At 52.2% G+C, this 22,890-nt stretch carries 21 protein-coding genes and 1 pseudogene; 8 read left to right on the forward strand and 14 right to left on the reverse strand.

Translation table 11 applies throughout. The features are described from left to right. Window positions 1–1,017, forward strand: a 1,017-nt coding sequence (locus tag IGR76_04125; GenBank protein MBF2077712.1) for a DUF5357 family protein, incomplete at its 5' end; no start/stop codon positions are given. Window positions 1,018–1,117: 100 nt separating this feature from the next. On the opposite strand, the gene IGR76_04130 is transcribed toward IGR76_04125, so the two are convergent. Continuing rightward, the gene (locus tag IGR76_04130; GenBank protein MBF2077713.1) at window positions 1,118–1,396 is read right to left on the reverse strand and encodes a hypothetical protein; all 279 of its coding nucleotides are present in this window, start codon (window positions 1,394–1,396) and stop codon (window positions 1,118–1,120) included. 5 nt (window positions 1,397–1,401) lie between these two features. Here IGR76_04130 and IGR76_04135 point away from each other — a divergent pair. From IGR76_04135 to IGR76_04145, 3 genes and pseudogenes are all read left to right on the forward strand, one after another. Beyond that, window positions 1,402–2,190, forward strand: a pseudogene (locus IGR76_04135) (hypothetical protein). A 654-nt stretch (window positions 2,191–2,844) separates the two neighbouring features. Beyond that, on the forward strand, window positions 2,845–3,489 hold the full coding sequence (locus IGR76_04140) for a hypothetical protein (protein ID MBF2077714.1): 645 nt from the start codon (window positions 2,845–2,847) through the stop codon (window positions 3,487–3,489). Beyond that, window positions 3,486–3,740, forward strand: a complete 255-nt coding sequence (locus tag IGR76_04145) for a hypothetical protein (protein ID MBF2077715.1) — start codon at window positions 3,486–3,488, stop codon at window positions 3,738–3,740. Before IGR76_04140 ends, IGR76_04145 begins: the two co-directional genes overlap by 4 nt. Before the next feature lie 8 nt (window positions 3,741–3,748). On the opposite strand, the gene ribA is transcribed toward IGR76_04145, so the two are convergent. From ribA to IGR76_04170, 5 genes are all read right to left on the reverse strand, one after another. Next, window positions 3,749–5,476 (reverse strand): bifunctional 3,4-dihydroxy-2-butanone-4-phosphate synthase RibB/GTP cyclohydrolase II RibA, encoded by a 1,728-nt coding sequence (gene ribA / locus IGR76_04150; protein MBF2077716.1) that lies wholly within the window; start codon window positions 5,474–5,476, stop codon window positions 3,749–3,751. A gap of 262 nt (window positions 5,477–5,738) precedes the next feature. Then, window positions 5,739–6,092: a DUF1257 domain-containing protein gene (locus IGR76_04155; protein ID MBF2077717.1), complete on the reverse strand. Its 354-nt coding sequence runs from the start codon at window positions 6,090–6,092 to the stop codon at window positions 5,739–5,741. A 141-nt stretch (window positions 6,093–6,233) separates the two neighbouring features. Continuing rightward, window positions 6,234–7,760 (reverse strand): AAA family ATPase, encoded by a 1,527-nt coding sequence (locus tag IGR76_04160; GenBank protein MBF2077718.1) that lies wholly within the window; start codon window positions 7,758–7,760, stop codon window positions 6,234–6,236. Window positions 7,761–7,832: 72 nt separating this feature from the next. Beyond that, window positions 7,833–8,183 carry a hypothetical protein gene (locus IGR76_04165; protein ID MBF2077719.1) on the reverse strand — a complete coding sequence of 117 codons (351 nt, stop codon included), beginning with the start codon at window positions 8,181–8,183 and terminating at the stop codon, window positions 7,833–7,835. Between the two features lie 106 nt (window positions 8,184–8,289). Continuing rightward, entirely contained in the window at window positions 8,290–9,474 is a 1,185-nt protein-coding gene (locus tag IGR76_04170; protein MBF2077720.1) for an amidohydrolase, read from the reverse strand. A gap of 498 nt (window positions 9,475–9,972) precedes the next feature. On the opposite strand from IGR76_04170, the gene IGR76_04175 reads away from it, so the two are divergent. After that, complete coding sequence (locus IGR76_04175) at window positions 9,973–10,767, forward strand: PD-(D/E)XK nuclease family protein (GenBank protein MBF2077721.1); 795 nt, start codon at window positions 9,973–9,975, stop codon at window positions 10,765–10,767. Here the strand turns inward: IGR76_04175 and IGR76_04180 are convergent. After that, a complete protein-coding gene (locus IGR76_04180; GenBank protein ID MBF2077722.1) occupies window positions 10,764–11,192 on the reverse strand; it encodes a CoA-binding protein in 429 nt (142 codons plus the stop codon). The genes IGR76_04175 and IGR76_04180 overlap by 4 nt on opposite strands. 249 nt (window positions 11,193–11,441) lie before the next feature. On the opposite strand from IGR76_04180, the gene IGR76_04185 reads away from it, so the two are divergent. Both IGR76_04185 and IGR76_04190 read left to right on the forward strand, forming a co-directional pair. Continuing rightward, on the forward strand, window positions 11,442–12,647 hold the full coding sequence (locus IGR76_04185; GenBank protein MBF2077723.1) for a ShlB/FhaC/HecB family hemolysin secretion/activation protein: 1,206 nt from the start codon (window positions 11,442–11,444) through the stop codon (window positions 12,645–12,647). A gap of 80 nt (window positions 12,648–12,727) precedes the next feature. Beyond that, on the forward strand, window positions 12,728–13,633 hold the full coding sequence (locus IGR76_04190) for a CHAT domain-containing protein (protein MBF2077724.1): 906 nt from the start codon (window positions 12,728–12,730) through the stop codon (window positions 13,631–13,633). A 109-nt stretch (window positions 13,634–13,742) separates the two neighbouring features. Here IGR76_04190 and IGR76_04195 read toward each other — a convergent pair whose 3' ends face one another. The 5 genes from IGR76_04195 to IGR76_04215 all read right to left on the reverse strand — a co-directional run bounded on the left by IGR76_04195 (window position 13,743) and on the right by IGR76_04215 (window position 19,894). Continuing rightward, window positions 13,743–15,041, reverse strand: coding sequence for a DUF3747 domain-containing protein (locus IGR76_04195; protein ID MBF2077725.1), 1,299 nt, complete (start codon window positions 15,039–15,041; stop codon window positions 13,743–13,745). Between the two features lie 600 nt (window positions 15,042–15,641). Beyond that, window positions 15,642–16,334, reverse strand: coding sequence for a 5'/3'-nucleotidase SurE (gene surE, locus IGR76_04200; GenBank protein MBF2077726.1), 693 nt, complete (start codon window positions 16,332–16,334; stop codon window positions 15,642–15,644). Then, the gene (locus tag IGR76_04205) at window positions 16,331–17,782 is read right to left on the reverse strand and encodes a DUF697 domain-containing protein (GenBank protein MBF2077727.1); all 1,452 of its coding nucleotides are present in this window, start codon (window positions 17,780–17,782) and stop codon (window positions 16,331–16,333) included. The genes surE and IGR76_04205 overlap by 4 nt, the downstream gene beginning before the upstream one ends. A 143-nt stretch (window positions 17,783–17,925) precedes the next feature. Further along, window positions 17,926–19,440 carry a DUF697 domain-containing protein gene (locus tag IGR76_04210; protein MBF2077728.1) on the reverse strand — a complete coding sequence of 505 codons (1,515 nt, stop codon included), beginning with the start codon at window positions 19,438–19,440 and terminating at the stop codon, window positions 17,926–17,928. Window positions 19,441–19,558: 118 nt separating this feature from the next. Next, the gene (locus tag IGR76_04215) at window positions 19,559–19,894 is read right to left on the reverse strand and encodes a hypothetical protein (GenBank protein MBF2077729.1); all 336 of its coding nucleotides are present in this window, start codon (window positions 19,892–19,894) and stop codon (window positions 19,559–19,561) included. Between the two features lie 218 nt (window positions 19,895–20,112). Between IGR76_04215 and IGR76_04220 the strand changes: the two genes are divergently transcribed. Further along, window positions 20,113–21,876, forward strand: a complete 1,764-nt coding sequence (locus IGR76_04220) for an NAD-binding protein (protein MBF2077730.1) — start codon at window positions 20,113–20,115, stop codon at window positions 21,874–21,876. A gap of 194 nt (window positions 21,877–22,070) precedes the next feature. Here the strand turns inward: IGR76_04220 and IGR76_04225 are convergent, their stop codons facing one another. Next, on the reverse strand, window positions 22,071–22,415 hold the full coding sequence (locus tag IGR76_04225) for a ribulose bisphosphate carboxylase small subunit (GenBank protein MBF2077731.1): 345 nt from the start codon (window positions 22,413–22,415) through the stop codon (window positions 22,071–22,073). Between the two features lie 38 nt (window positions 22,416–22,453). After that, on the reverse strand, window positions 22,454–22,855 hold the full coding sequence (locus IGR76_04230; protein MBF2077732.1) for a chaperonin family protein RbcX: 402 nt from the start codon (window positions 22,853–22,855) through the stop codon (window positions 22,454–22,456). Between the last annotated feature and the right edge of the window lie 35 nt (window positions 22,856–22,890).

Here is a 22,890-nt window from a genome sequence, read left to right on the forward strand (position 1 = left end):
TTCACGCTTAGTATCATTTGGGCGACCCAAGGCGTCACGTGGTCTTTCCTAGGTTGGACGGTGCGGCCTGGATCCGGGATTGGGGGAGCGTTTGTGTCTTGGCTACTCTATTTCTGGGATCACACATCTTTTGCCTTTGCGCTGATTGCGTGGCCCATGATTTCCGCGTTCATTTCCACCATCCCCCGATTTCTAGATTTAGATCGCTCCCAAGTTTTTCGGCTTCCGGGAGTGGAGCATCGCCAACAGCTCGCGACGTTGTATTTGACCTGTGCTGTGCTGAGCTGCTGGATTGGGTTCCATTTCCTGGTGCAAAGCTGGTTATCAAGCTACCCCAGTCTAGTGCTAGACGATCCCCATTACAGTGCATTTGTAGTGAAGGTTGGAGAATCCTTTGCCAAAGGGTTGCCCCCTGATTCCGTTGGAGTCGCGCTACTCTCGAACGCGGAGGAACGCCTAGTGCAGCAACTTCGGGGACGGCCTTGGACAGATACGGAACGGTGGTTGATTGCGGAAAATCAGCGGGAGTTTAGGATTTTTCGGGAACAGGTGATGGCGGAGGTGCAGGCTCAAGCTCAGCCATCGCAGAACGACTCACCCAGCCAGATGCTGTTTTGGAAGCGATCGCCCTCGGATGTACCACTCCAAGAATTTCCGTTTTGGACATTCCCAGCACCAGAGGTGGTCGATGTGAGTTCTGAAAATGAGTATTTAATGAGCTTCACGACGAGTTGGAAGGGGCCTAGTTCTCGGCTTAGTGGGTTTTACTTGAACAGGCGTTGTGCGATCGCGGAAGTGCAGCCGCCATCCCGATTGCCCTCTCCCCGTGAGTTTCTGCCGGAGCGTCTACCGAGACCCCAAGACTTCATCACCGGAAACGTTTCACCGGAAACCTTATTTCCAGAGCGATCGCCCGATGCGGATCTGTTTCCTCCCGATCAACCCAGAGTTCCGAGAACCTCTGTCACTTGTGATCCCATTAGCGATGTGCAGTATTTTCGTAATTCACCGGGATAGGAGATCTGGGGCTAGTCATGCTTGAAAACGCGAATCGATAGGCAGTGTTGATGCCCATCGATTCGGTAGCGTAACCTAAGTTTCGGAAACTCTTAAAACCTTACAAAACCTTTGTAAAGTCGTCTGAGCTTAGTTCCTTAACGGACGCATCGCAGACCTTAGCGATGAGATCTCCGTCAAAGCGAATGTTGACGTTACCGCCTTTGGCAGCGAGATCCAATTGACCAAATTTGGGATTGAAATCAAGACACAGAAGGTCTTTACAGCGCAATTTGCCAATCGCATGAAAGCCCAGTTGCACGACCCCTGTGACCCACTTGTACTTGCTGTAGTAGCCGTCAGTGACAATGTAGCGAATCCAGGCTGGGAAACAGATCATGCAGTGGCGAAGCAACCAAGCGCTATCGAGATGTGGTGGCCTCGCGATTTGCGACGCTGTCGGAGATTGGCGAACTGAAGTTGGAGGCGTTTTTCCCAGCGGGGGGTGGAACAGACAACGGCGCGACTCTGGCTCATGTTACCGTTGCTCATGAATTAGATGAGTCCTTAAAACGACGGGTCTATGAGGGAAATCCTGAGTCTATTTCTTTGGCTGCCATTGACCTCAAAACCCATGTGGGACGGTTGCGTGAGAATGACAAACAGATCTACGGCAAAACCCGTGAGTCTCCTTGGTGCGAACCCCGTGCGGCTTGTGGGGCGATCGTGGGAACCCTCAAAGACTATCATCCCGATAATTTGATTCACTGTCGCATTCGTAGTGATCTGGGTGAACGAAATTTTCAATACCTATCGAACAACTCTATTTTGACGGACGACGGCGTTGACATCACCATGGCCGTTGCCGCAATCATTGTTGCCATTCGCGGTATTCGAAATACGGCAATGGCGATCGCGCAAGAGATGGATGAACGGGGACTTGCTCACCTCACCGCAAGCACTACCGTCAATCGTCCCTCCCGCGATGATCTAGTGATCTATCTGGCTCGTGCCACTGTCTTCAACGGCAAAATCTGCATTCAAAGTCTGGGCACTGAGGCCAAGTTGTACGGTGGCAAACTGGTGGAGGAATACGCTGGCGAGAAGCGGTTGCAGCTTCGGTACTCTGATTGGGATTGTGATAATTTGCCCATTGAAGAACTTTCGTATAAGGTGCGGATGTCGGGATTATAGGTTGGTCAAAACGACTGATAGATGAATGATCGATTTTTAAGGATAGGCAGTCAGAAAGATGTGCCGTCATCGCAGTCGTTGAGAAAATCTACCGTGCGGAGTAGCGTAGAGATATCGTGAGATAGATGCTAATCACGGGTAAAAATTGAGAGACTATTGGGTATTCACTCACCTGACCCAAAAGCAGCGCAACCAAAATTTAGGACGTTGCTAAGCACAGGTACGAACTAAATATTCAAAGCTTCTCGTAGGGAAAAACGGTCGTTTTCTCCTATTCAAACTCATACCTCAATTCAACAACGCCAGATTTAGAGGGTATTTGAAAAGTCAATGGCTGTAATTATAAGCCTTCGTAGATCTCCCCTCCCCCCCTCTTGTTAAGGAGGGAACTGGCTCGAAAGTCCTCCTTGTTATAGACGCAAAGCAGCTTCCCGCAGGGTAGGGGGATCTAGAGGGGGCTACAACGCTTTCATCTATGACAGACAACTTTTGAGACATCCTCGTAGTCCCCTAAAGCGCTGGAGATATCTTTATAGTGATTTATTGCCTCAGTTAGAGCAATGGGGATAGCGATAGATGCTTGAGTAGGGTAGTCATGGATGTTCAACTCAAAACTGAGAACTTAAAATTCAAAACCAATATCAGATACTTGTAATGCGGCAAAAACCTACAGAACAACTTGGCTTTGTAGCAACCTGGTCGCTCGCCGTGGGAGGGATGGTTGGCGGTGGAATCTACACAGCCTTGGGAGTTGTGGTTGCGGTTGCGGTTCACTGGAGTTGGCTTAGCTTCTTAATTGCGGGGGGTGTGGCGTTAACAGCCGCCTACCGTTATGCATTTCTAGCCAACAAATTTGAGCAAGGCGGTGGAGCCTTTGAGTTCCTACGGGAAATCGGTCAGTTTGTGCCCAATGCAAGGGTGACGGTGCAGATTCGGCTCCAGTCCGGCGATCACGATCCACTGGTTCTATCCGACTTAACCTACAAACAGGTTTCGGACTATCACCCACTTCCCGCAGGACGCTATACCCTAAAGGTGCAGGTTGGGGATCAAACACTGCTCCAATCCACCTACGGTTTAGCGGGGAGCGATCGCTATACCCTGACGCTCTATGGCATCCTGCCCGATCCAATTGACCCGAATCCTCATACCTGGATGGCTCAGCTCAAAGGTGTTTTGGGTGGAGTAGGTGCCCATGCGGTGAATGATTATCTTCCGCAGATGATCGTGCTCCATGACAGGAGTAGTAGCCGACGGAGCGCCCTCAGGTTCGCCTCGTGCATCTTGCACCAGGAATGATGCCCCTTGTCTTGCAGCTTACGGAATCGTCTAACGTGCTGTTTTCTAAAACTCTGGCCTATCCGACCCCCAGTGCCGCAGAATCGGTGGATAGCAGGGTCACGGAGGTGGCGATCGCGATCCACGGAAACACCTCTGCGATCGCCTCCCAGGCGATCGACCTAAAACCCAGAACCCTCACCGATATCTTTGTGGTGGGCGGGCTGACGGCTCCCCGGTCTGCTGAAATTGTGATAGCGCCACCTACCTGAAGCCTGCCCTAGTCCGAGGGGAGATGGCGTGAGAAGGCATAGATGCGCTGGGTTTCTAAGGTCGGCAGTGCGGAGGAAACAACTCCCCTTGATTCCGTCGTAGTATCCAGCTTGAAGATTTGGCGATCGAGCTGAATTTGTAGTCCTGTGAGGGGATCGCCTCCCGCTGATGCCAAAAACTCCACCTGACTCACAAACGGCCAAACGGCGATCGTGTCTAAATACTGCAATACAGCCTTCAAATAGGGATCGTCAGGCTTTGTCAACCAGTTCTCGCCCGATGGATTGGGCTGGTCTAGACCCAGGTGGAAAATAAGGGAAGATTGGCCGAAGATGGCGATCGCCACGGGTCTGGCTTCTTCTTGCAGTAAGAAATTTTTCTCACGGGCGAGCGATCGCAGCTTTTCTAACCGCCCATACCGCTGGGTTGTGGACGGCAAATCATCAGCCCACTGAAGGGCGATCGTCACCAAATAGGTTTGGAGGAGCAAATGCCCCAGTTTCTTAGCTTTTGTGTTCAAATAGCTGACGTTGTAAGATGTGGCCTCGATCAGTAACGGTACGCGATCGACAATTTCAATCCCGTAGCCTTTCAATCCCGCAATCTTTCGGGGATTATTGGTCACCAAACAAATTTGATTGACCCCCAAATCATTGAGGATTTGTGCGCCGACGCCGTAGTTGCGCTGATCGGCTGGAAAACCCAACTTTTCATTGGCTTCAACGGTGTCTAGCCCTAAATCCTGGAGTGAATAGGCTTTGAGTTTGTTGATCAACCCAATGCCTCGTCCCTCCTGCCGCAGGTAGACCACCACACCCCGACCCGCATTCTCAATCATCTTCAACGCGGCCTGAAGCTGCATGCGGCAGTCGCACCGCAATGATCCCAAAGCATCGCCTGTTAAACATTCCGAATGCACTCTCACCATCACCGACTGATCGTGGAACGTTGCCGGATCACCTTTTACAATGGCGAGATGCTCGGAGTTATCTAACGTATTGCGGTAGCCATAAATGCTGAAGTGTCCAAACTGGGTCGGCAAATCCGCTACCGCCTCCCGATGGATGAACCGCTCATGCTGGAGGCGATAGTTGATCAAATCAGCGATGCTGATCAGCTTAAGCTGATGATGACGCGCATAATCCACTAGTTCGGGCAGGCGTGCCATCGATCCATCGGGATTCTGAATTTCGCAAATTACGCCCGCGGGGTAAAGTCCTGCCAGGTTTGCCAGGTCAACCGCCGCTTCGGTGTGCCCCGCCCGTTTGAGCACGCCACCTTCGCGGGCACGCAGCGGAAAAATATGCCCAGGTCGGCGTAGATCGGTCGGTTTCGCATTCGGATTTAGAGCGATCTGGATAGTACGGGCGCGATCGTCCGCTGAAATGCCCGTGCCTACACCTAAATGCAGTGCGCCATCAATACTAACCGTGAAGGCTGTTTGCTCGTTGCTGTCCTCAAACTCCCGTGGGTTCACCATCAAGGGAAGTTCGAGCTGATCCAGGCGATCGCCCGTCATGGCCAGGCAAATTAGTCCCCGTGCCTCAACGGCCATAAAATTGATCATGTCTGGCGTTGCAAACTGCGCGGCGCAGATTAGATCTCCTTCATTTTCACGATTTTCATCATCCACCACCACAATGACCCGACCTGCCTTTAAATCAGCCAAGGCATCTTCGATCGAGTCAAATTCAAAAGAAGGGTCAAGCCATGCAGGGTTTGCACGATCTTCCAACGGTTTCGCGTCCACAGGACAGGTTCCTACAAATGGGTAACAGCTAAATGAAGTGTCTTACTGTCCATTGTATAGCTGTCCCTCTATATAGCCGTCCCTCGTGGAGTGAGGAGAAATACAAAAACGGGACGATAATCTCGCCCCGCAAATGTCTGATCTAATTTAAGTGAACTGAGGGCAAGGTTAAACCAAACCATCTCCAAAAAACGGGCTAGCCTGACCTAACGGGCTAGCCCACGAATTCGGGAACGCTCAGAGGAACCTACTTTTGAACAACAAGCTTAACGTTAGCGTTCTGCAAGCCAGGACGCTTCACTTCAGCCAGGGTTTTGTTAACAGCGTATTTTTGATTGATGGAGTTAATTAACTCGGTCTGGTTGTGCTTTTTGGCAACACCCCATAGGTCTGCAACGAGATCAAAGGAACCGTCTGCATTTCGAGACCAGCCTAGATCATATTCACCTTCGAGAACAGCAACGATGTCAGCACGAACGCGCTGACCGTTGTAGCCACGAACATCAGCTTCGGTCTTCACCGAGATACCGAGATCGCGCAGAGACGACTTCAAAATTTCAGCATCTGTGATTTTTGTGCGCAGAGTGCTAAAGTGAGACATTTGGATTTCCTCCTGTAGAGAAACCGAGAAAAACAACAACAACGATACGAAATGTAGAGGGTGCCGACAAGCGGCGTTTCTACCAAACCGCTAGCAAAATCGCTAGCCTTTCCTCCTGTTGGGAGCAGGAGAGAAAGCTTTTTACGACTCCATTTGCATATACTCCGCAAATGAAGATGCCGCAGGTCGAGCCCGTTGCCGAGCCCAGTCTCTGAGTGCGGTGACCTGCTCATTCATGGTTCTAGACAGAGGCATGGTCGCCTTAATCGCTGCGATGATGTCGAGTTGACTAAACTCTCGATCCTGCGCGAACGCCTCATACATGGCTGCGATTAGCGCCTGCTCAATCTCTGCACCAGAGAACCCGTCACAAACTTTGGACAGTTGATCTAAATCAAAGCGACTAATATCTAACCGACGCTTCGATAGGTGAATGCGGAAGATATCTTGCCGCTCTTCAATCGTGGGGAGATCAACAAAGAAAATTTCATCAAAGCGTCCCTTTCGGAGGAACTCACCGGGGAGCCGCTCAACCCGGTTTGCGGTAGCCATCACGAACACTGGCGATGACTTTTCCTGCATCCAGGTTAGGAAGGAACCAAAAATACGGCTAGAGGTGCCACCGTCGGAATCTGCCGAACCTGCACTGCCCGCAAACGCCTTGTCGATCTCGTCAATGAATAGGATCGCGGGTGAGATGGATTCTGCCGTCTTGAGCGCATTTCGTAAATTGGCCTCCGAACGTCCGACCATTGAGCCATCGTATACGCGACCCATATCGAGACGCAGCAGCGGCAGACCCCATAATCGTGACGTTGTTTTAGCGATTAGCGACTTCCCACAGCCTGGAACCCCAAGGATCAGCATCCCTTTCGGCTGAGGAAGACCGTATTCCCGCGCACGTTCGGTGAAGGCATTCGAGCGTTGACGCAGCCACCGCTTTAATTCTTCCAAACCGCCAACAGAATCCAGAGTTTCATCTTCCTCAATAAACTCTAAGATGCCATTGCGGCGGATGAGCTGACGTTTTTCCGACAAAACGACATCAACTTCGGCCTCCGTTAATCGTCCAGCCGTGACCTGTGCCTTACGGTAGACCCGATCCGCCTCGTCTCGTGTCAACCCTAAAGCCGCTTTAAGCAACTTCTCACGCGCGTCAGTGGAGAGCCGACGAGTAGACCGCACCTGCTCAAGATGCTCCATGAGAACCTGGTTCAGCTCTGACATGTCCGGCAACGGATAGTCGAGAACGGTCACTTCTTTCTCCAATTCGATTGGAACCTGCTGGACTGGAGACATAAGGACAATCGCCTTATAAATCTCCTTTCGCTGAGCCTCCTTGAAACTGTGAATGGCATCTCTTAACCAACGAGTTACGGCAGGAGAATCGACGAAGGGGTGGAGATCCTTAAAAATGTATATACCAGATTCTTTCTGGCGAACCACCCACTCTATAGCGGCTTCTGGAGATACGGTGTTGTGCTGGGTGGTACCGCGGGGCTGACCATACTCTACAATGCCGTGGGTGACAGTCCACACAAACACGCGTCGCTGGGGCTTTGCCTGGGCTAGAGCCGCGATCGCCTGCTCGGTGCGCTCCTCCTCAGACGTAACCAGGTAGATGAGGGGATATTGAGCTTTAATCAGTACACTTAGCTCTTCTTTCATGGGATCATCAACCTATTTGAATAGAGACAGCGCAGACTGCAGAACAAAATCCCAACAGCTTATGGACATGCCCTAGCAGGGAACCAATTCTTCGCCTACAGGCTGACTAAGCTCAGAGGATACCGAACTAACGTTACGAATCGACAGTTCATCATCCATCAACACACCGGGTTGGTCGCCGAGAGAAACCATATCTCCATCCCGTAGGACTAAGGAACTAGAACAATCGGGACAACTGTAAACCTGATGGGTTTGTCCGTGAGACGATTCTACCTCGTCCACCAAGGCAGGGTGATTCATGTAAAACACGATGGCCTTCTCTGCGATCGCCGACATGGGTTCCGAGGTAACCGCCGCCGTAATCTTGAGCTGTCGGTGGAGTTCGGGAGGTAGATAGAGTGTGACCTTTTGCTTGTCTTGCATAGAACTACAAATGATAAATACCCGGGTATGTAGACAACAGCATAGGAGGGATACCAGGAGACTGTCAAGCTGTCTTGCTGTCTTGACGGCATTTTTGTTACATTGCTTAATAACTTGGATTCAGCCAGTATAAGTAGGTGCTGTAGGCCATCGTGACTACGCCCGTGATTAGGGCGGATTCATCCACCTGGAACTGAGGATGATGCAGGGGATAGTTGACCTGATCTTCAAATGCAACTCCTAGACGGAACATGGTTCCAGGGGCATGGTCAAGGTAGAGGGAGAAGTCCTCTGCGCCGAGCGAAGGTTCTAAAAGTAGCTGCACTCGGTGATTGCCCCAGGCTTCTTGGGCCGCTTGTTCCACCAGGCGCGTGAGGCCAGCGTCGTTCAGCACGGAGGGAACCCGACGGTTGTAGTTCATAACGTACTGTGCCCCGTAGCTTTGGCAGACGCTGGCGACAATGTTTTCAATCCAGTCGGGCAAATCGGCGTGGGTCTCAGGATGGAGCGATCGCACCGTGCCGAGGAGCCGGACTTGATCAGCAATGACGTTAGGGGCGCGACCTCCTTGGATTTGCCCGATGGTGAGCACCACGGGACGTAGCGGATTTTGGGTGCGGCTGATCGCTTGTTGCAGCGTCGTGATTACCTGGGAGGCAATCCAAATCGCGTCAATGGCCTCGTGGGGACGGGCACCATGACCGGATTCCCCGGTGATCACGATTTCGAGGTCATCAGCGGCAGCGGTAAGCGCACCGTACCGAATGCCGATATGTCCGGCCTGAATGGTGGGGAAGGTGTGTACCCCCAAAATGGCATCCACCTGATCCATGACGCCATCTTTGATCATCCAGCTTGCGCCTTGGGCGGTTTCTTCGGCAGGCTGAAAGATGAAGCGGATGTTACCGGGCAGCCCCTCCTCAAGCTGGGATAGCACCATCGCGGTTCCCAATCCGACGGTGGTATGGACGTCGTGACCGCAGGCGTGCATGATCCCCAGTTGGCGCGAGGCGTACTCAAGCTGGGTTTGCTCTTGAATGGGGAGGGCATCCATGTCGGCTCGAATGGCAAGCCTGCGGGAGTCTTGCCCCGAACCGGGCAATTCGCCGATAACCCCTGTTTTGCCGACCAGTTCTTGAACCTGCAATCCGCAGGAGGATAAAACCCCGGCGACGTAGGCGGCGGTTTGGTACTCTTGCCCGCTCAGTTCGGGGTGGGCGTGGATGTGGCGGCGAATTTCAATGAGACGAGGAGCGATCGCGTCGGCAATGTCTTGAATGCGGCTGAGCATGGATTCCATGAAATGAATGTGGGTCTATTGAGTTTGAGTTTAGGTTTAGGGTTGAGGGCGACATCACCAATGGCAGTGATCCGTTTCGGGGCGGTCAACAGCATGGGTTCCGTTCACGCTACATCTAGCGTTTCCCTTTGACGTCTGATTGAGTGCAGCGGTTTTCACAAACAGAACCCTAACCCTCACGGCGGAGCAATTGGAAAAAGTTCTAAATTTGTGATGATTTTCCCACGAGCTAGACGACAGTTCCCTGATCCTTACAGTAGCGTCTGTTTAGGGTTGACACTGTAGCTCCGGTCAGCATTTTAGACCGAAAAAGCCGTCGTGAGAAATACAAATGATCCTGGTCGAATCCTATATGTGGTGGCATGATGGGAGAAGCTAAGTAAAAAGTCCCTAAATCTAGAGGTGCGATCGCCACATACAGGATATTAGGGACTGACGATGGGTTTTAGAGAACGCCGTTGGATAAACCCTGCCACGGGAGCTGTGATTATGCCGTATTTTCTCTCCGCTGCTAAGTTACAAACCTACTATCGTTGCCCGCAAGCTTATTACTTTCGCTACGAGCGCAAAATGCCGGGAACTGCGTTTTATGGGTCTGCGGCCTTAGGGACGGCACTCCACCAAGCGCTGGCGCAGATGTATCGCGATTGGCATTACCAGGATGCGACACCACCCCTAGAGTGGATTGAGTCCTGTTGGAACCAGCAGGTCACGGCTCTCAGTCAGAACCAAATTGTGGAAGGTCGGTCAATTCTGCGGCGGTATTACTATTCGTTTATTGCGAATCAATCGGCGATGCGGCGACCGCTGGCGGTAGAAGGCCGGGTGCAAGGGTCGCTCAAGGTTGAGAATCTGGAGTTTGTGCTGTCCGGACGGTATGATCGCCTCGATTATTTAGAGGACGGCCTGGAACTCATTGATTACAAGTCTGCTAAAGATGTGACCAACTACGAAGATGATGAGGTGGATCTGCAAATTGGCCTCTATTACCTCGCGCTGGAGCAGCGGTACGCCCTGAGCCTGAAGCAGATGAGTTTGCTGTATTTGCGTACCGGAGACAAGGTGACGTTTGAGGCAACGCCTTTCCATCGGCAGCGGGTCAAAACGGTGATTAGTGAACTGGCGGTGCAACTGCGGCGCGATCGCAACTGGCAGCCCTTTCCTGGAAATCAGTGCGATCGCTGTGCCTATGCTCGCTACTGTCCAGCAGTTAACGCCCATCCCGACCCAATTCCTGAGTTTGCCCAGCCAGAACCTCAGCTCCAGCTTGTCTTGAGCCTTTAAGGTGCCTCTGGCGAGGGGGTGAGTCCTAATCGTAGATACTCGATTTTGATGCAGCGATCCATAATTGGTGTGATTCCCGCTGCGGTGAGTCGTTGGGCGGTGGCGTCGTCTTGAATCCCCAACTGTGCCCAGAACATTTTTGCACCAATGGCGATCGCCGCTTCTGCGATTTCGGGTAAAAACTCGGAACGTCGGAAGACATTGACTAAATCAATCGAGTCGGGAATCGCGTTCAGTGTGGGGTAGCACAGTTCTCCGTCGATGGTAGACAGAACGGGATTGACGGGATACACGCGATAGCCAGCGTCTCTTAAAAATGCGGCAATCTGGTAGCTGGCGCGATGGGGTTTATGGGAATGGCCGACTAGGGCGATCGTGCGGGTTTGCCTGAGCAGGGTGCGTAGAGTTGCGTCGTCTGGAGCCATAGGGTTCAGTGGTTGGTAGGGGCGGATTTTGCAGTAAATCTTAGATATTCGATAAGGGCGATCGGTTCAACTCGTCCGCACCGATCATCGATATACCCGCATTTGCAGTGTCGATCTGCGGTGTTTAGATTAACCGCACATATGAAAAGCCACTTACAATCTAGCCTTGAGCAGAATCAGGGGATGTAGAATTCCGATGTTGTTTGGGTGATTTCCCATCGTCTGTGTTCCTGTCATGGGTACGATACTATGCGGCCATTTTTTCTAGTTGGAGTAACTCTAGGACTTCTGGTTGGAGTTGCATCTTCCGTTCAGGCGACCCCAGACGATCTTCCTCAACCCTCCCTAAGCGCTGATCTAGATTCAGACTCAGATGGGGTCAGCCAGAAGGCGATCGCCCTTTCTGTCTCAACGTCTCCCCAACCGCTCATCGCCCAATCTCCCCCCAGACCTCAACAGCCCCCACCATCCTTACAGCCATTACCCGAAGAACTTCCCCCGCCACCCTTGCCGCCGCCGCAGGATCTCCTCAACCCCGATGTGGATCAGCAGCCTGAAACAACGGACGAGACTCCAACCACCGAGGGAACTCCAGGAGAGATCCCAGACACAATTACAGTTCAAGGGTTTGAAGTTCTCGGTAGCACCGTCTTTAGTGACGCCGAACTTCAGGCCGTAACTGAACCGTTTACCAATCGCCCCATTACCTTTGCCGAGTTGCTCCAGGCTCGATCCGCCATCACCCAGCTCTACACCGATGCGGGATACATCACCTCAGGAGCCTACATTCCTCCTCAAACCCTAGAGGATGGCATTGTGCAAATTCAGGTGGTGGAGGGGAGTCTGGCGGACATTAACATCACAGGGAATGAACGGCTGCGGGCAGATTACGTGCGGAGTCGAGTGGCGATCGCCGCTAGTCCCCCGCTAAATGTCAACAATCTGCTGGAAGGATTACAGCTTCTTCAACTCAATCCCTTGATCGAAACCCTATCGGCGGAATTATCAGCCGGGGTGCGTCCCGGAACCAGCATTCTTGACATCACGGTTCAGGAAGCCGATACCCTGGGAGTGGCGATCAGCTTGGACAACTCGCGATCGCCCAGTATCGGCACCTTTCAGCAGGACATTGAACTCAGCCAAGCGAATCTGCTGGGCTTTGGGGATCGCATTTCCCTGACCTACGCCCACACGGGGGGCAGTAGTGAAGTGGATGGCAGCTATTTGATTCCGCTTAATCCCCGCAACGGAACGCTAGGTCTCAATGTGGGATTTAACGACGGGAACGTGATTGAGCCTCCCTTTGATCAACTGGATCTGACGGCAACCTCTAGCTACTATGAACTCGCATTTCGCCAGCCCCTGTACCAGTCGCCCAGCGAAGAGTTTGCCCTGGGGGTGGTGCTGTCCTGCAGCTTGCCGAACTCGATAACTTTTTTCGCTCCGCCTGTCTGAATGCCCAAGAGGTACAGATAGACCAAATAGACCAGGCCGCCGCCGTTATTTACCCGATTTTGCTGGACGATCGCCTCGCCGTGATTCTCAGTTTGCCAGGGCGATCGCTTCAGGAATTTACGGTTTCGGTTCCGCGTCAAGAGGTCGAGTCTGTGGTTGCGAATTTGGTACGAACCCTGCGGATTCCGCCAGACAGTCGCGGTCATCTCCCCTTTGCCCAACAGCTTTACGATTGGCTCGTGCGTCCCCTAGAACCTGTGTTAGCCAGCAGTCAAGTGGAAACGCTAGTTTTCGTCCCCGACAGCGTGCTGCAAAACGTTCCGATGGCGGCCCTCCACGATGGAACGCAGTATCTCATTCATCGCTATGGGGTGGCGCTCACGCCCAGCCTCCAGCTTTTAGAAACTCGCCCCATTGCCTCAACCGAACTGAGCGTGATCAAGGCCGGACTCAGCGAAGCACGAGCGGGATTCGCGCCCCTGCCGGGTGTGGTCGAGGAGCTTGCCCAACTGGAAAAACTAGTGCCCCAAGGCGGGGTGCTGCTCAATCAGCAGTTCACCGATGCCGGGTTAACGCAAGCGATCGAAACAGTTCCTGCCCCGATTGTTCATTTGGCAACCCACGGGCAATTTAGCTCCCAGTTAGAAGAAACGTTTATTTTGACCTGGGATGGTGCCATCAACGTGGGGGAACTCAGTCAGCTTTTACGTGCCGTCAGCCAAGATGAGCATCCCGTTGAAATGCTGGTACTCAGTGCTTGTCAGACTGCGGTGGGCGATCGCCGTGCCGCCTTAGGATTGGCAGGGATGGCAGTAGGTGCGGGGGCACGCAGTACGGTGGCAAGCCTCTGGCAAGTGGATATTGCCGTTGAAGGGGTGACCAAAGCCGAAGCCTTACGCCGCGCTCAAGAAAAACTGATCAATGATCCGCTGTACCGACGACCCTACTTTTGGTCGGCCTTTGTGCTGGTTGGAAATTGGCTGTAGATCAAGGCCATGACCCAAGAAAAAGAGCGTACCGTTGTCAGCACGCTCTCAACTGTTTTCAGTCAACTCTAACGAGAACTTCGATGAAACCAAACCTTACGGATAGACCTTAGCCCTGAGCTTCGCTGGTGACTTCAGGTTCACCGCTGACACAGTTCATCATGCGGAGGGTGGCTGCTGTCGCATAGTTGCGCTGAGCGGATTGATTGGGTGCAAAGGCCTCACCACGCTCGTTCAGAGGAGAAGCCACGCCACAGAAGGACGACATGTCCGTAATCAACGATTCTGCCCAGTGTCCAGAGGTATCAGAGAACTGTTTCGGATCTTGCGTGTCTTCTAACTCGGCGGCATTCCCTTGAGCGGTTTGGGCATACTCAGCCGCACGGCGGAGAACTGCCATCAGTTCAGCACGGGTCACGGCTTGCGCTGGACGGAACAGCCCATCTTGATAGCCCGTAACGATGTTGTTGTCCTGAGCAAACTTGATCTTTGCAGCGCTCCAACGGGTGCTTTCGACATCCGCAAAGGGACGACCACTCACAGAGGTGGGCAGGTTCAGATCAACGCCTTCTACGTTGTCTAACGCTTCAAGAACGATGGACACCAGTTGTTCACGAGTTAGCGATGCGGTTGGACGGAAGGTACCGTCTTCAGGGAATCCGGCGATGAAGCCAATATCGACGGCTTCTTGAATTTCACGGGCGTAAATGTCGGTGGAAATATCACGGAAGGCGTAGGTCTGGGAACCGTTATTTCCAGTATTTCCGGTGTTGCCCGTATTTCCAGTATTTCCGGTGTTGCCCGTATTTCCAGTATTTCCGGTGTTGCCGCTGCTAACGGTATCAGCTAAGTCTCCTTCGTAGGTTAGGTAAACATGACCTAAGGCTTGACCTTCATAGGTACGCTTTGTAAAACGCCAGCCATCATTCAAGTTAATCTTGGCAAAGTCCGTTGTAACGCCATTGGTTTTACCAATTAAAAGTTCTGGCCCGGTGCGGTTGAAGGGGCTACCGATTAGCAACATATCCCCATCACGGTTTACAACGCGCAAGCTGTATTGCAACCCTAAATCTTCGCCATTGGCACGAATGGAATAGCCATTGCTGTCGGTGCTGCGTCCGCAAATTCCAGTGAAATCGAAGCTGAGAAGTAGCGGATCAATAATAGTAGGGCTGCTACCACTTTCACTCCAGCAGGAGCGAGAGGACGAGACTTGTTCTAATATGAGAAGCTGATGAGAAGCACCGCTGCCAATGGGAGATGCGATCGCAACAAACTTGCTTTGATCGACTTCTTTTTGTCCGAATGCAGAAGCCGAAAAAGCAGGTGCAATGCTAACCAACGTTCCCACGGCGGTCGTTGCGAGTGCGGCGGATAAAGCAGTGATGCGGCGGATCGCGGATTTCATGGACATCTCCTAGAGTTCTTGTGATGTATCTTGTTCTTGTGAGGAAGGGGGTCGTTAAGCCTGAAATCATTACAGCAATGTCTGCTGGTTTTGATATGTAGAGTTAACGAAACAAAACGTTTCTGAAGCTATCGCTTTAGACCTATTTGGTTCAAATATCTATAGGCGTCTTTCAAAAACGTGAGGGTTGAAATGGATGACGAACTTTGTAGAAAAAAGTTCTTGGCTTCACAAAATAATCAGGTTTTTGTGGTAAGCATCGATTCAGTATTCTGAGATTCATTTCTTTGCTAAAAGTTCCCTGCTCTGAATTTAGAATCGTTGGTGTTTGAACTTGATTCTTATTATTCATGAGGCGATCGCCTTTTTGAAGTGCGAGGGTCTAAGTTCTTGAACTGTGACAGTTTCAGAAACCGAGAGGAGTCTCCTAAATGGCCTGCAATGCTTGATATTCCGCACCTTCTAGTGTCCTGCTCTTCCAGGGAATCGCATATTTTTAGAGCTAGGGAGGGGGGCGATCGCAAATCTGGTCTAAGCATAGGGAACTATTTGGGCAAACGCTCTTCAGTAAAGAATTTAACCCACGGTATCGTGTAGCACCTACCAAAGTCGTAGTTGCGTGATCGCAATATTGCCGCTAAAACAGACATCTACATCCGCGCCTGGATCGCGCCGTCGCTGGGCATAGTCTCCAGTATACCGATACTGGTTTTGCTCGATGTGAAAATCTGTGGGTAGGGGTTGCGTACAGGCTGAACAGTAGATCATCTGAGGGTCTGGATCGTCTGATTCGACGTGGGGAAGATTCACATTCCAGAAAGTGCCCTCCGGGATCGGTTGACTGAGAAGCTGTTCTAAGACCTGCACCGTCAGATCGGTTGCCCTGTCCCAGTCAATGGGGCGACCCCGTTTAATGTAGTGGGATACGGCAATTCCTGGCACACGCAGTAGTGTCGCCTCGCGCACCGCAGCAACGGTGCCGGAAATGTAGATATCTGAACCTAGATTGCCGCCTGCGTTGATTCCCGATAGAACTAGGGTGGCATCCGGTTGCAGGTAGCGCACGCCGAGGCGGGTACAGTCTACGGGCGTACCATCTACGGCAAATTCCGTTTCATTGCGCTGTTCTACGGTAATGGGGCGATGGGTGGAGGTTTGGTGGCTGCAGCCCGATTGATGATCTTTGGGTGCGACTAAGACGCTTGGGATAGGGTGAATACGGGCGATCGCCTGTTGCATGGCGCGAATGCCGGGGGCATCGATGCCATCGTCGTTGGTGAGAATTACGGTCATGACCGGGCAGAGTATTCCTGATCGAGGGTGGACTGAAGCTCTTGCTGCAAACGGTGCAGAATAGTGTCTGAATCGATTTGAGCCAGAATATCTTGAATTACGGTATCTGCGCCTTGAGGCCCCCACGTACAGCCCTGTACCAGATAGACCTGGGCCGCTTTCCCGACCCGATAGGAACCGTATCCTGCTAGAGCAGCCTGGGCAGCGGCGGCGGTGGTGTAGGCTGTAAACCCAGACACGCTATCGAAGGCAGAGGCGATCGCCGCCCCGCTTTTACCGACACCAAGGAGAAAGCTGCTGCCCAATTCACCGACGGCTAGGCTTCCCGAACTCCAGATAATCGCGTTCATCAGTTTGCGGGCTTCGTGGCTGGTCATGGGCAATCCGTAGAGTTTGGCGAGGGAGCGAATCAACATCAGATCCGCCACCGCACCGCCCAGCACATCCAGAATCGCAATCGGATTGAGCGCCACAATCCCCCCTTTCCATTTGGCATAGCGCCAGATTAGCTCATCGGCCTCTTGTTGATAGGCGTAAACAGTTTTGCGGGCGATCGCCGCTTCCGTGTCTCGTGCCTGTCGCAAGGCATTTAGCGCTAACAAGGCTTGTCCTTCCCGCATGAGGATATCGACTAAACGGGTCTTCAGCTCATGCACGTTGGGCGGTAACGGTTCCCACTCATGCTCCACCCGTCCATCGGGATATTCGACCCGTACTTCCACTGGCGCGGGTTCGGCGGCCACCATCACCACATCATCGGCCACAAAAAAGGGGCGATTCGGGGTAGGAGTCGAAGCTGCGTAGGGGCGTTTCTGCTCTTGAATCAGCAAATCTTGCAGCTTGCGGTAAATGGTTTGGCGATCGCGATCGGGGTACAAATCCGTTTTGTTAAAGACCAAGATCAGCGGTTTCTGAGCCGATTGCAGTTCCGTAAGGGCGAGGTATTCGGTACGGGTGATATCGCCTGCAACGACGAAGAGAATCAGATCGGCTTGGTAGGCCACCTCTCGCGCTAAATCTGCCCGTGCCTGTCCATCAATTTCATCGAGTCCGGGTGTGTCGATTAATTCAATAGGTACGGCTCCGTTGGGAGTGTCTAGCGACCACATCACCGATCGCGCCCATTGCGTTATCCCGTGGGTTGGCCCCGTTTGCAGCAGCTTTTGTCCCATTAAGGCATTCAAAACGGCAGACTTTCCACGACTGACTAACCCAAAGACCGCAATCTTAATCAAGCGGTTGTTTAATTTCTCGATGACCGAGGATAGCTGATCAATCTCGCGTTTCGTCGTGGCCTGTATCTCAGCAAGGGGCGATCGCCGATCCAGCACTCTCCGCTGGGAAAAGCGATTCAGGGTCTGCCGGAGACTGGTACGTGCCCGGTTGAGATAGGTATCGGTCGCGCCTGGAGTACGGTCACGGTTTTTGGGAGAGGGTGGTTGATTCAAAGCCGTTACGTAGAACCCAATATCTCTAATTGTGAACGCAACTTCCGCTCTAGGAGCAGGGCGATCGCCGTACTATCCGCGATTAATTTCCGAACCGCTCCTGAATGCTTAAAGGTGGAGCGATCGCCCGTTGGATTAAACCATTAAATCGTGGCTTCTGCCTTGGCTTCGGCAGTGGGAAGCAATCGTGTCATTCCCTGGGTCACCAACTGCTGCAGAAACTCGGTGCGTTGGTTGCTCTGGAAGACCGACTTCAGCGTGTTCAAAATGCGATCGATTTGAATCGGCTGTTTTGCCAAATCGGGATTTTGGCTGCGCTCTTGCAAATACTCGACTAAACTGAGTCCGGCAATCCGGGTCAAATAGGCCGCACTCACCCCTTGCAGCATGCCGCCCGCCACATAGGTCAAGGCACTTCCTTTTAATAGGGGACTAATCGCCTGGGTAGACACTTCCACCAAGCCCAACTTCACCATCTGGGCGGCCATCGTGCCTGCAATTTCCTTTGCCTGATCCATTGAGAAGGGCTGATGATACACCGTACCCAGATCCATCACTAGTTGGGCATTCACCGCAGCGGTTGCTAGGAGATCCAGCGTCGGTACAGGATTCGCAAAGGCGGCGGCGGCGGCGATCCACTGGGACTGTTCAATCATGGATAGAGCGCGATCGCGCCGAATCTGATTAAGTTCTGCCACAATGTCCTGACGCAGTAGCCAAGACTTCCGCAGCACCGTTGCCCATACAAGCTGTTGCGCTTCCTGGTGCAAAATCGTGCCTAAACGATCGCTCAAGGAAAATACATTGGCCTCCGGTTGCTCGGTGCGCTCAATGATCGAGCCGTCGTCTTGATGTTGACGAACTTTAATCGGTGCAGGAACCGTGGCGATCGCCACCACATCCTCAGGTTCCATGACCGATTTCACCCGCTGCTGTAACTGATGGAGCACGGTCAGGCGATCGTCCGGCAAATACTGATCCTGTTTGCTAAAGACGAGTAAGACCCGCTGTCGCTGTTGGCGTAATTGCTGGAGAATCTGGAATTGAGAATCCGTTAAATCGCCCGACGTGAGGAAGAGCAGCAGATCATGGGTTAGGGCATCGCTGGGCATAGCGAGACTTGCGGCATCATCGGTCACTTGGTTGATGGCGGGTAGGGAGTCCATCAACGAAACCGTCTGACTATGCTTGTCTTGATGTCCCGACAGCCAGTTGTCCTGTAACCAATTCATCAGAGCGGTTTTACCCACACCTGACTCGCCCAATACCGTCACGGTTAAATGTTGACGATCGAGTTCTTGGTTCAACTCGGCTAGCTTTGTCCGCAACGGTTCTACAACCGAATCCGATACCGCATCGCCAGTTCCCGTCGGTTCACTCTGAAGTTGGGTAATTAGGGCATCAACGGCTGACAGTGCCTGTTCCACAACGGTACGGTTTGCCGCGATGGGAAGCAAGACCGCAGGGGATTTGGCACTGTTGTCTGAGGATTTGAAGTATTGACGCAACCAGAGATAGCCCGATCCAAGGGCGATCGCGCCCCACATCAGATCGCCGCCTGCGTGCAGAGCAGAATCACCGAAACTTTGCAGTGCCCATAGTCCGGCTGTTAACCCCAAACCACCTACTAAAATCGGTTTCTTCAGTATTGCTGCCATCCCACATGTCTCCCAGATCAGCGCAATCTAGCACTCCTATCTTATCGAGTCGGGCGATCGCTTGTAGAAAAATTCTTGTCCTAGGAACCGAACAGATTGTTGATAGACTCTAGGCGATTTAGTAATCCAGGGTTAGTGTGTCAAAGTTCCCTGCTAGCCCAGAGGTCGGCGATGTGTACACGGAACGACCTGGCGCAAATTCTGCGTCTGCTCCAGAGACATCGTTCTCGCGCATTTGCTGCACGTTGTCTTCTAAATGTTGAACCGCCTGATCCAACACGGCTAAGCGTTGCACGATCAACTCCCGCCGCTGATCGATGGCGTCTAGTTCTTGCTCTAGGCGTTTCTTCTCAACGGTGAGCTTGTAAATGTCTAGAAATGCTGCTGCCTCCGAACGCTGGCGAGGCATGGTGCTAATTTTAGGGCGAATCTTTCCGGCAGTGGGGCGACGCATGGCTTTACCTATTGGAATACGACATAGTCTCTTCTTCTAGCTTTCCCACGTTTATCCGGTAGGTCGCAAAACTCTAAGTTTTGTAATTTCGTACCTCTGATTACAACTTGCAGTGAAGGATATCGGGACAATGTGATTCTGTACCTAATACGCTTGTTTTGGGTACATGTTCACAGGACATCCATAATCTTGAAACAACTGGCGCAATGCCTCCTTCAATTAAGCCTCGTATTATTGTTTGCGGTCTTGGATTAACGGGTTACAAAATCTTTTGTTTGCTCAAGCAGCAAGGTGCTGTGGTCGTTGGCGTCAACGATGTGCCCATTGAGGGAGACACAACAGCTCAGGCTCAAAGCTGCCCCATGTCCTTTGGGTCGGATTCGACCTATGTGCGGGATATTGTAATTGGGAATTTGCGATCGCCCGCCACTCTCATTGAAGCCGGAGTCCGTGAGGCTCATACGCTGGTGCTGGCGACCAGCGATGATGCCCTAAACCTGGCAATTTTGACCCAGGCCAGGGTGCTCAATCCGCGCATTCGCATTATCAACCGCCTGTTTAATACGAGTTTGGGCGATCGCCTGGATCACACTCTGCCCGATCACACCAGTATGAGCGTTGCAGCCTTGTCGGCTCCCGTCTTTGCCTTTGCGGCTCTGGGCAATAAAGCGATTGGGCAACTCCAACTCTACAATCAGGTTTGGCCTATCCAGGAAGAGTTTATCCACGATGTTCATCCCTGGAAGGGGCGTTTGCTCAGCGATCTCTGGGACGACCGCACCCGGATGTTAATTTACTATCTGCCCCGTCATGAGGATGTTGATTTAGTCTCGGCGGTATTGCAGGGGAATCGCCTCCAAGTGGGCGATCGTTTGATTATTGCCACTCAGCCTAGTATCCGCACGGTTCAGCGCACCCTTCACTACAAGTTCCTGGAATTTTGGGCAAAGGTACGGCAGTTCCAACAACGCCTACAGCCCACGCTTACGGTTCTGGTCGCACTGCTCTTCGTGATTGCCCTTTCGACGGTAACCTACATCATCAATAACTACAACACTCCGATTGTGGATGCCCTTTACTTTTCAGTGGGCATGATTACCGGAGCAGGTGGACAGGAACGTGTGGCTGAGCAATCCGACCCTAGCATCAAACTCTTCACGGTTATGATGATGCTGGTGAGGGCAGGCGTTATTGGCATTTGCTACGCTCTCCTCAATGACTTTGTTTTGGGGAGTCGGTTTAAGCAGCTTTGGAATAGCCCCCGCATTCCCACCCGCAACCACTACATTGTTTGTGGATTGGGGGGGCTAGGAATTCAGATTGTGGATCAACTCCATGCCAACGGCTGCTCTATTGTCATTATCGAAAAAGATCCCAATAACCGATTCCTACACACTGCTGCTGCTCTCAAGATTCCGGTGATTCAGAGTGATGCCAGCTTAGCGGCAACCCTGGTCGAAGCCCATATTCAGACTGCCGATGCCTTACTCGCCTCAACCAGTGATGATGTCGCAAATCTGGAGATTGCGCTGAGTGCCAAAGGGCTTGCCCCTCGTGTTCCGGTGATTGTGCGAAATCAAGATCCGCAATTTGCACCTCTAGCCCAAGCGGTCTTTGAGTTTGAGGCGGTTCTTAGCCCTACCGAGCTAGCGGCTCCGTCGTTTGCGGCAGCGGCTTTGGGCGGTCGAATCCTGGGGAATGGCATGACGGCAAATACGTTATGGGTTGCCCTGGCGACAATGATTACACCTGCTCACCCCTTTTGTGGACAACAGGTGAAAGATGTTGCTACCAGCACTGACATTGTTCCGCTTTACATCGAAGGGTCGCAGCGGGCCATTCACGGCTGGACTCTTTTGGATGTACATCTCTGCCCTGGCGATGTTCTGTACCTTACGGTACAAGCCTCTAAACTGGAGCACTTGTGGCGATCGCAACCCAACCTCACAGCCCACCAGGAATATCTGAACCAATCCACTTAAACGTGATGAAACAGACAAAAAAATTCTGGAGGTAGGAAATACTACCTCCAGAATTGCAATGGGACACGTTCAGATCATCGAACTAGTTGGGATAGCCTGCTAGCACTATTCCGACTAGCGAGACCTTCCACATTTGTATCCACTCATTCAGACCAAAGAGCCCAGGGTAGAGCACCTCTACCCTCAAGCAAATCTTAGTAACGGAAAGAGCTACCGCTACCAGGCTTGTGAACGATAAAGCTCATAACCTGACACTGCTTGATGTTGTCGAACGCAACAACACGGATGTAGCAATCACGATACTCGTTACGGCATTCGTTCACCTCGTTCAGGACGTCTTGAACCGACGGCTTTCCGAACAGAGGCAGCTTCCACATCGTCCAGTAGTGGGTCTCTGGGTTCGAGTCTTCGTTGAACTCGATCGCCGGAATGAACCCTTGATCAATCACATACTGAAGCTGACGAGCAATCTGCTGGTCGCTGAGGGGAGGAAGATAGGACAGCGTTTCAAACCGACGCTCTTTAGGCAGTGTTTTCATGGCTCACCTGTAAACTATGAGGTCAATAACTTAGACAATTAGGAATCCGGATCGATGTCCGACTCCGGTATTGATTCCATGCTGGGCAAGGTATCTGACGGTTGAAGCTGCGTAATACGCTCTAGGTATTCCCGGTGATGCTCCATATTCGCCTGCTGAATGCCCGATCGCGCCATTTCTGGCAAAAATTCGGTCACTTCATCCGCCAAGTAAGCCCTTACCGTCATGATGCGAAAGGCCAAATCCTGGTTTTCCTGAATCAGCTCGTTCAGATAGGCTTCTCCATCCTGAATCTTGCCAGTCGAAGAAAACTGACTTAACCAGATCGAAAGGGGGGGATTCGTTTCGCTGAGTTGCGCCACGACAACCCGCACAGCTCGATAGGTTAAATAGCTGATCAGAACCTTCGCTGTATCCTTCGCAATATTTTTGAGGTCCATAAAGAAGTGCAGAGGCTTAGAAACGGGCTGTAGCT

Origin of the sequence: Synechococcales cyanobacterium T60_A2020_003 (assembly GCA_015272205.1) — a bacterium.
Classification (GTDB): Bacteria; Cyanobacteriota; Cyanobacteriia; order RECH01; family RECH01; genus JACYMB01.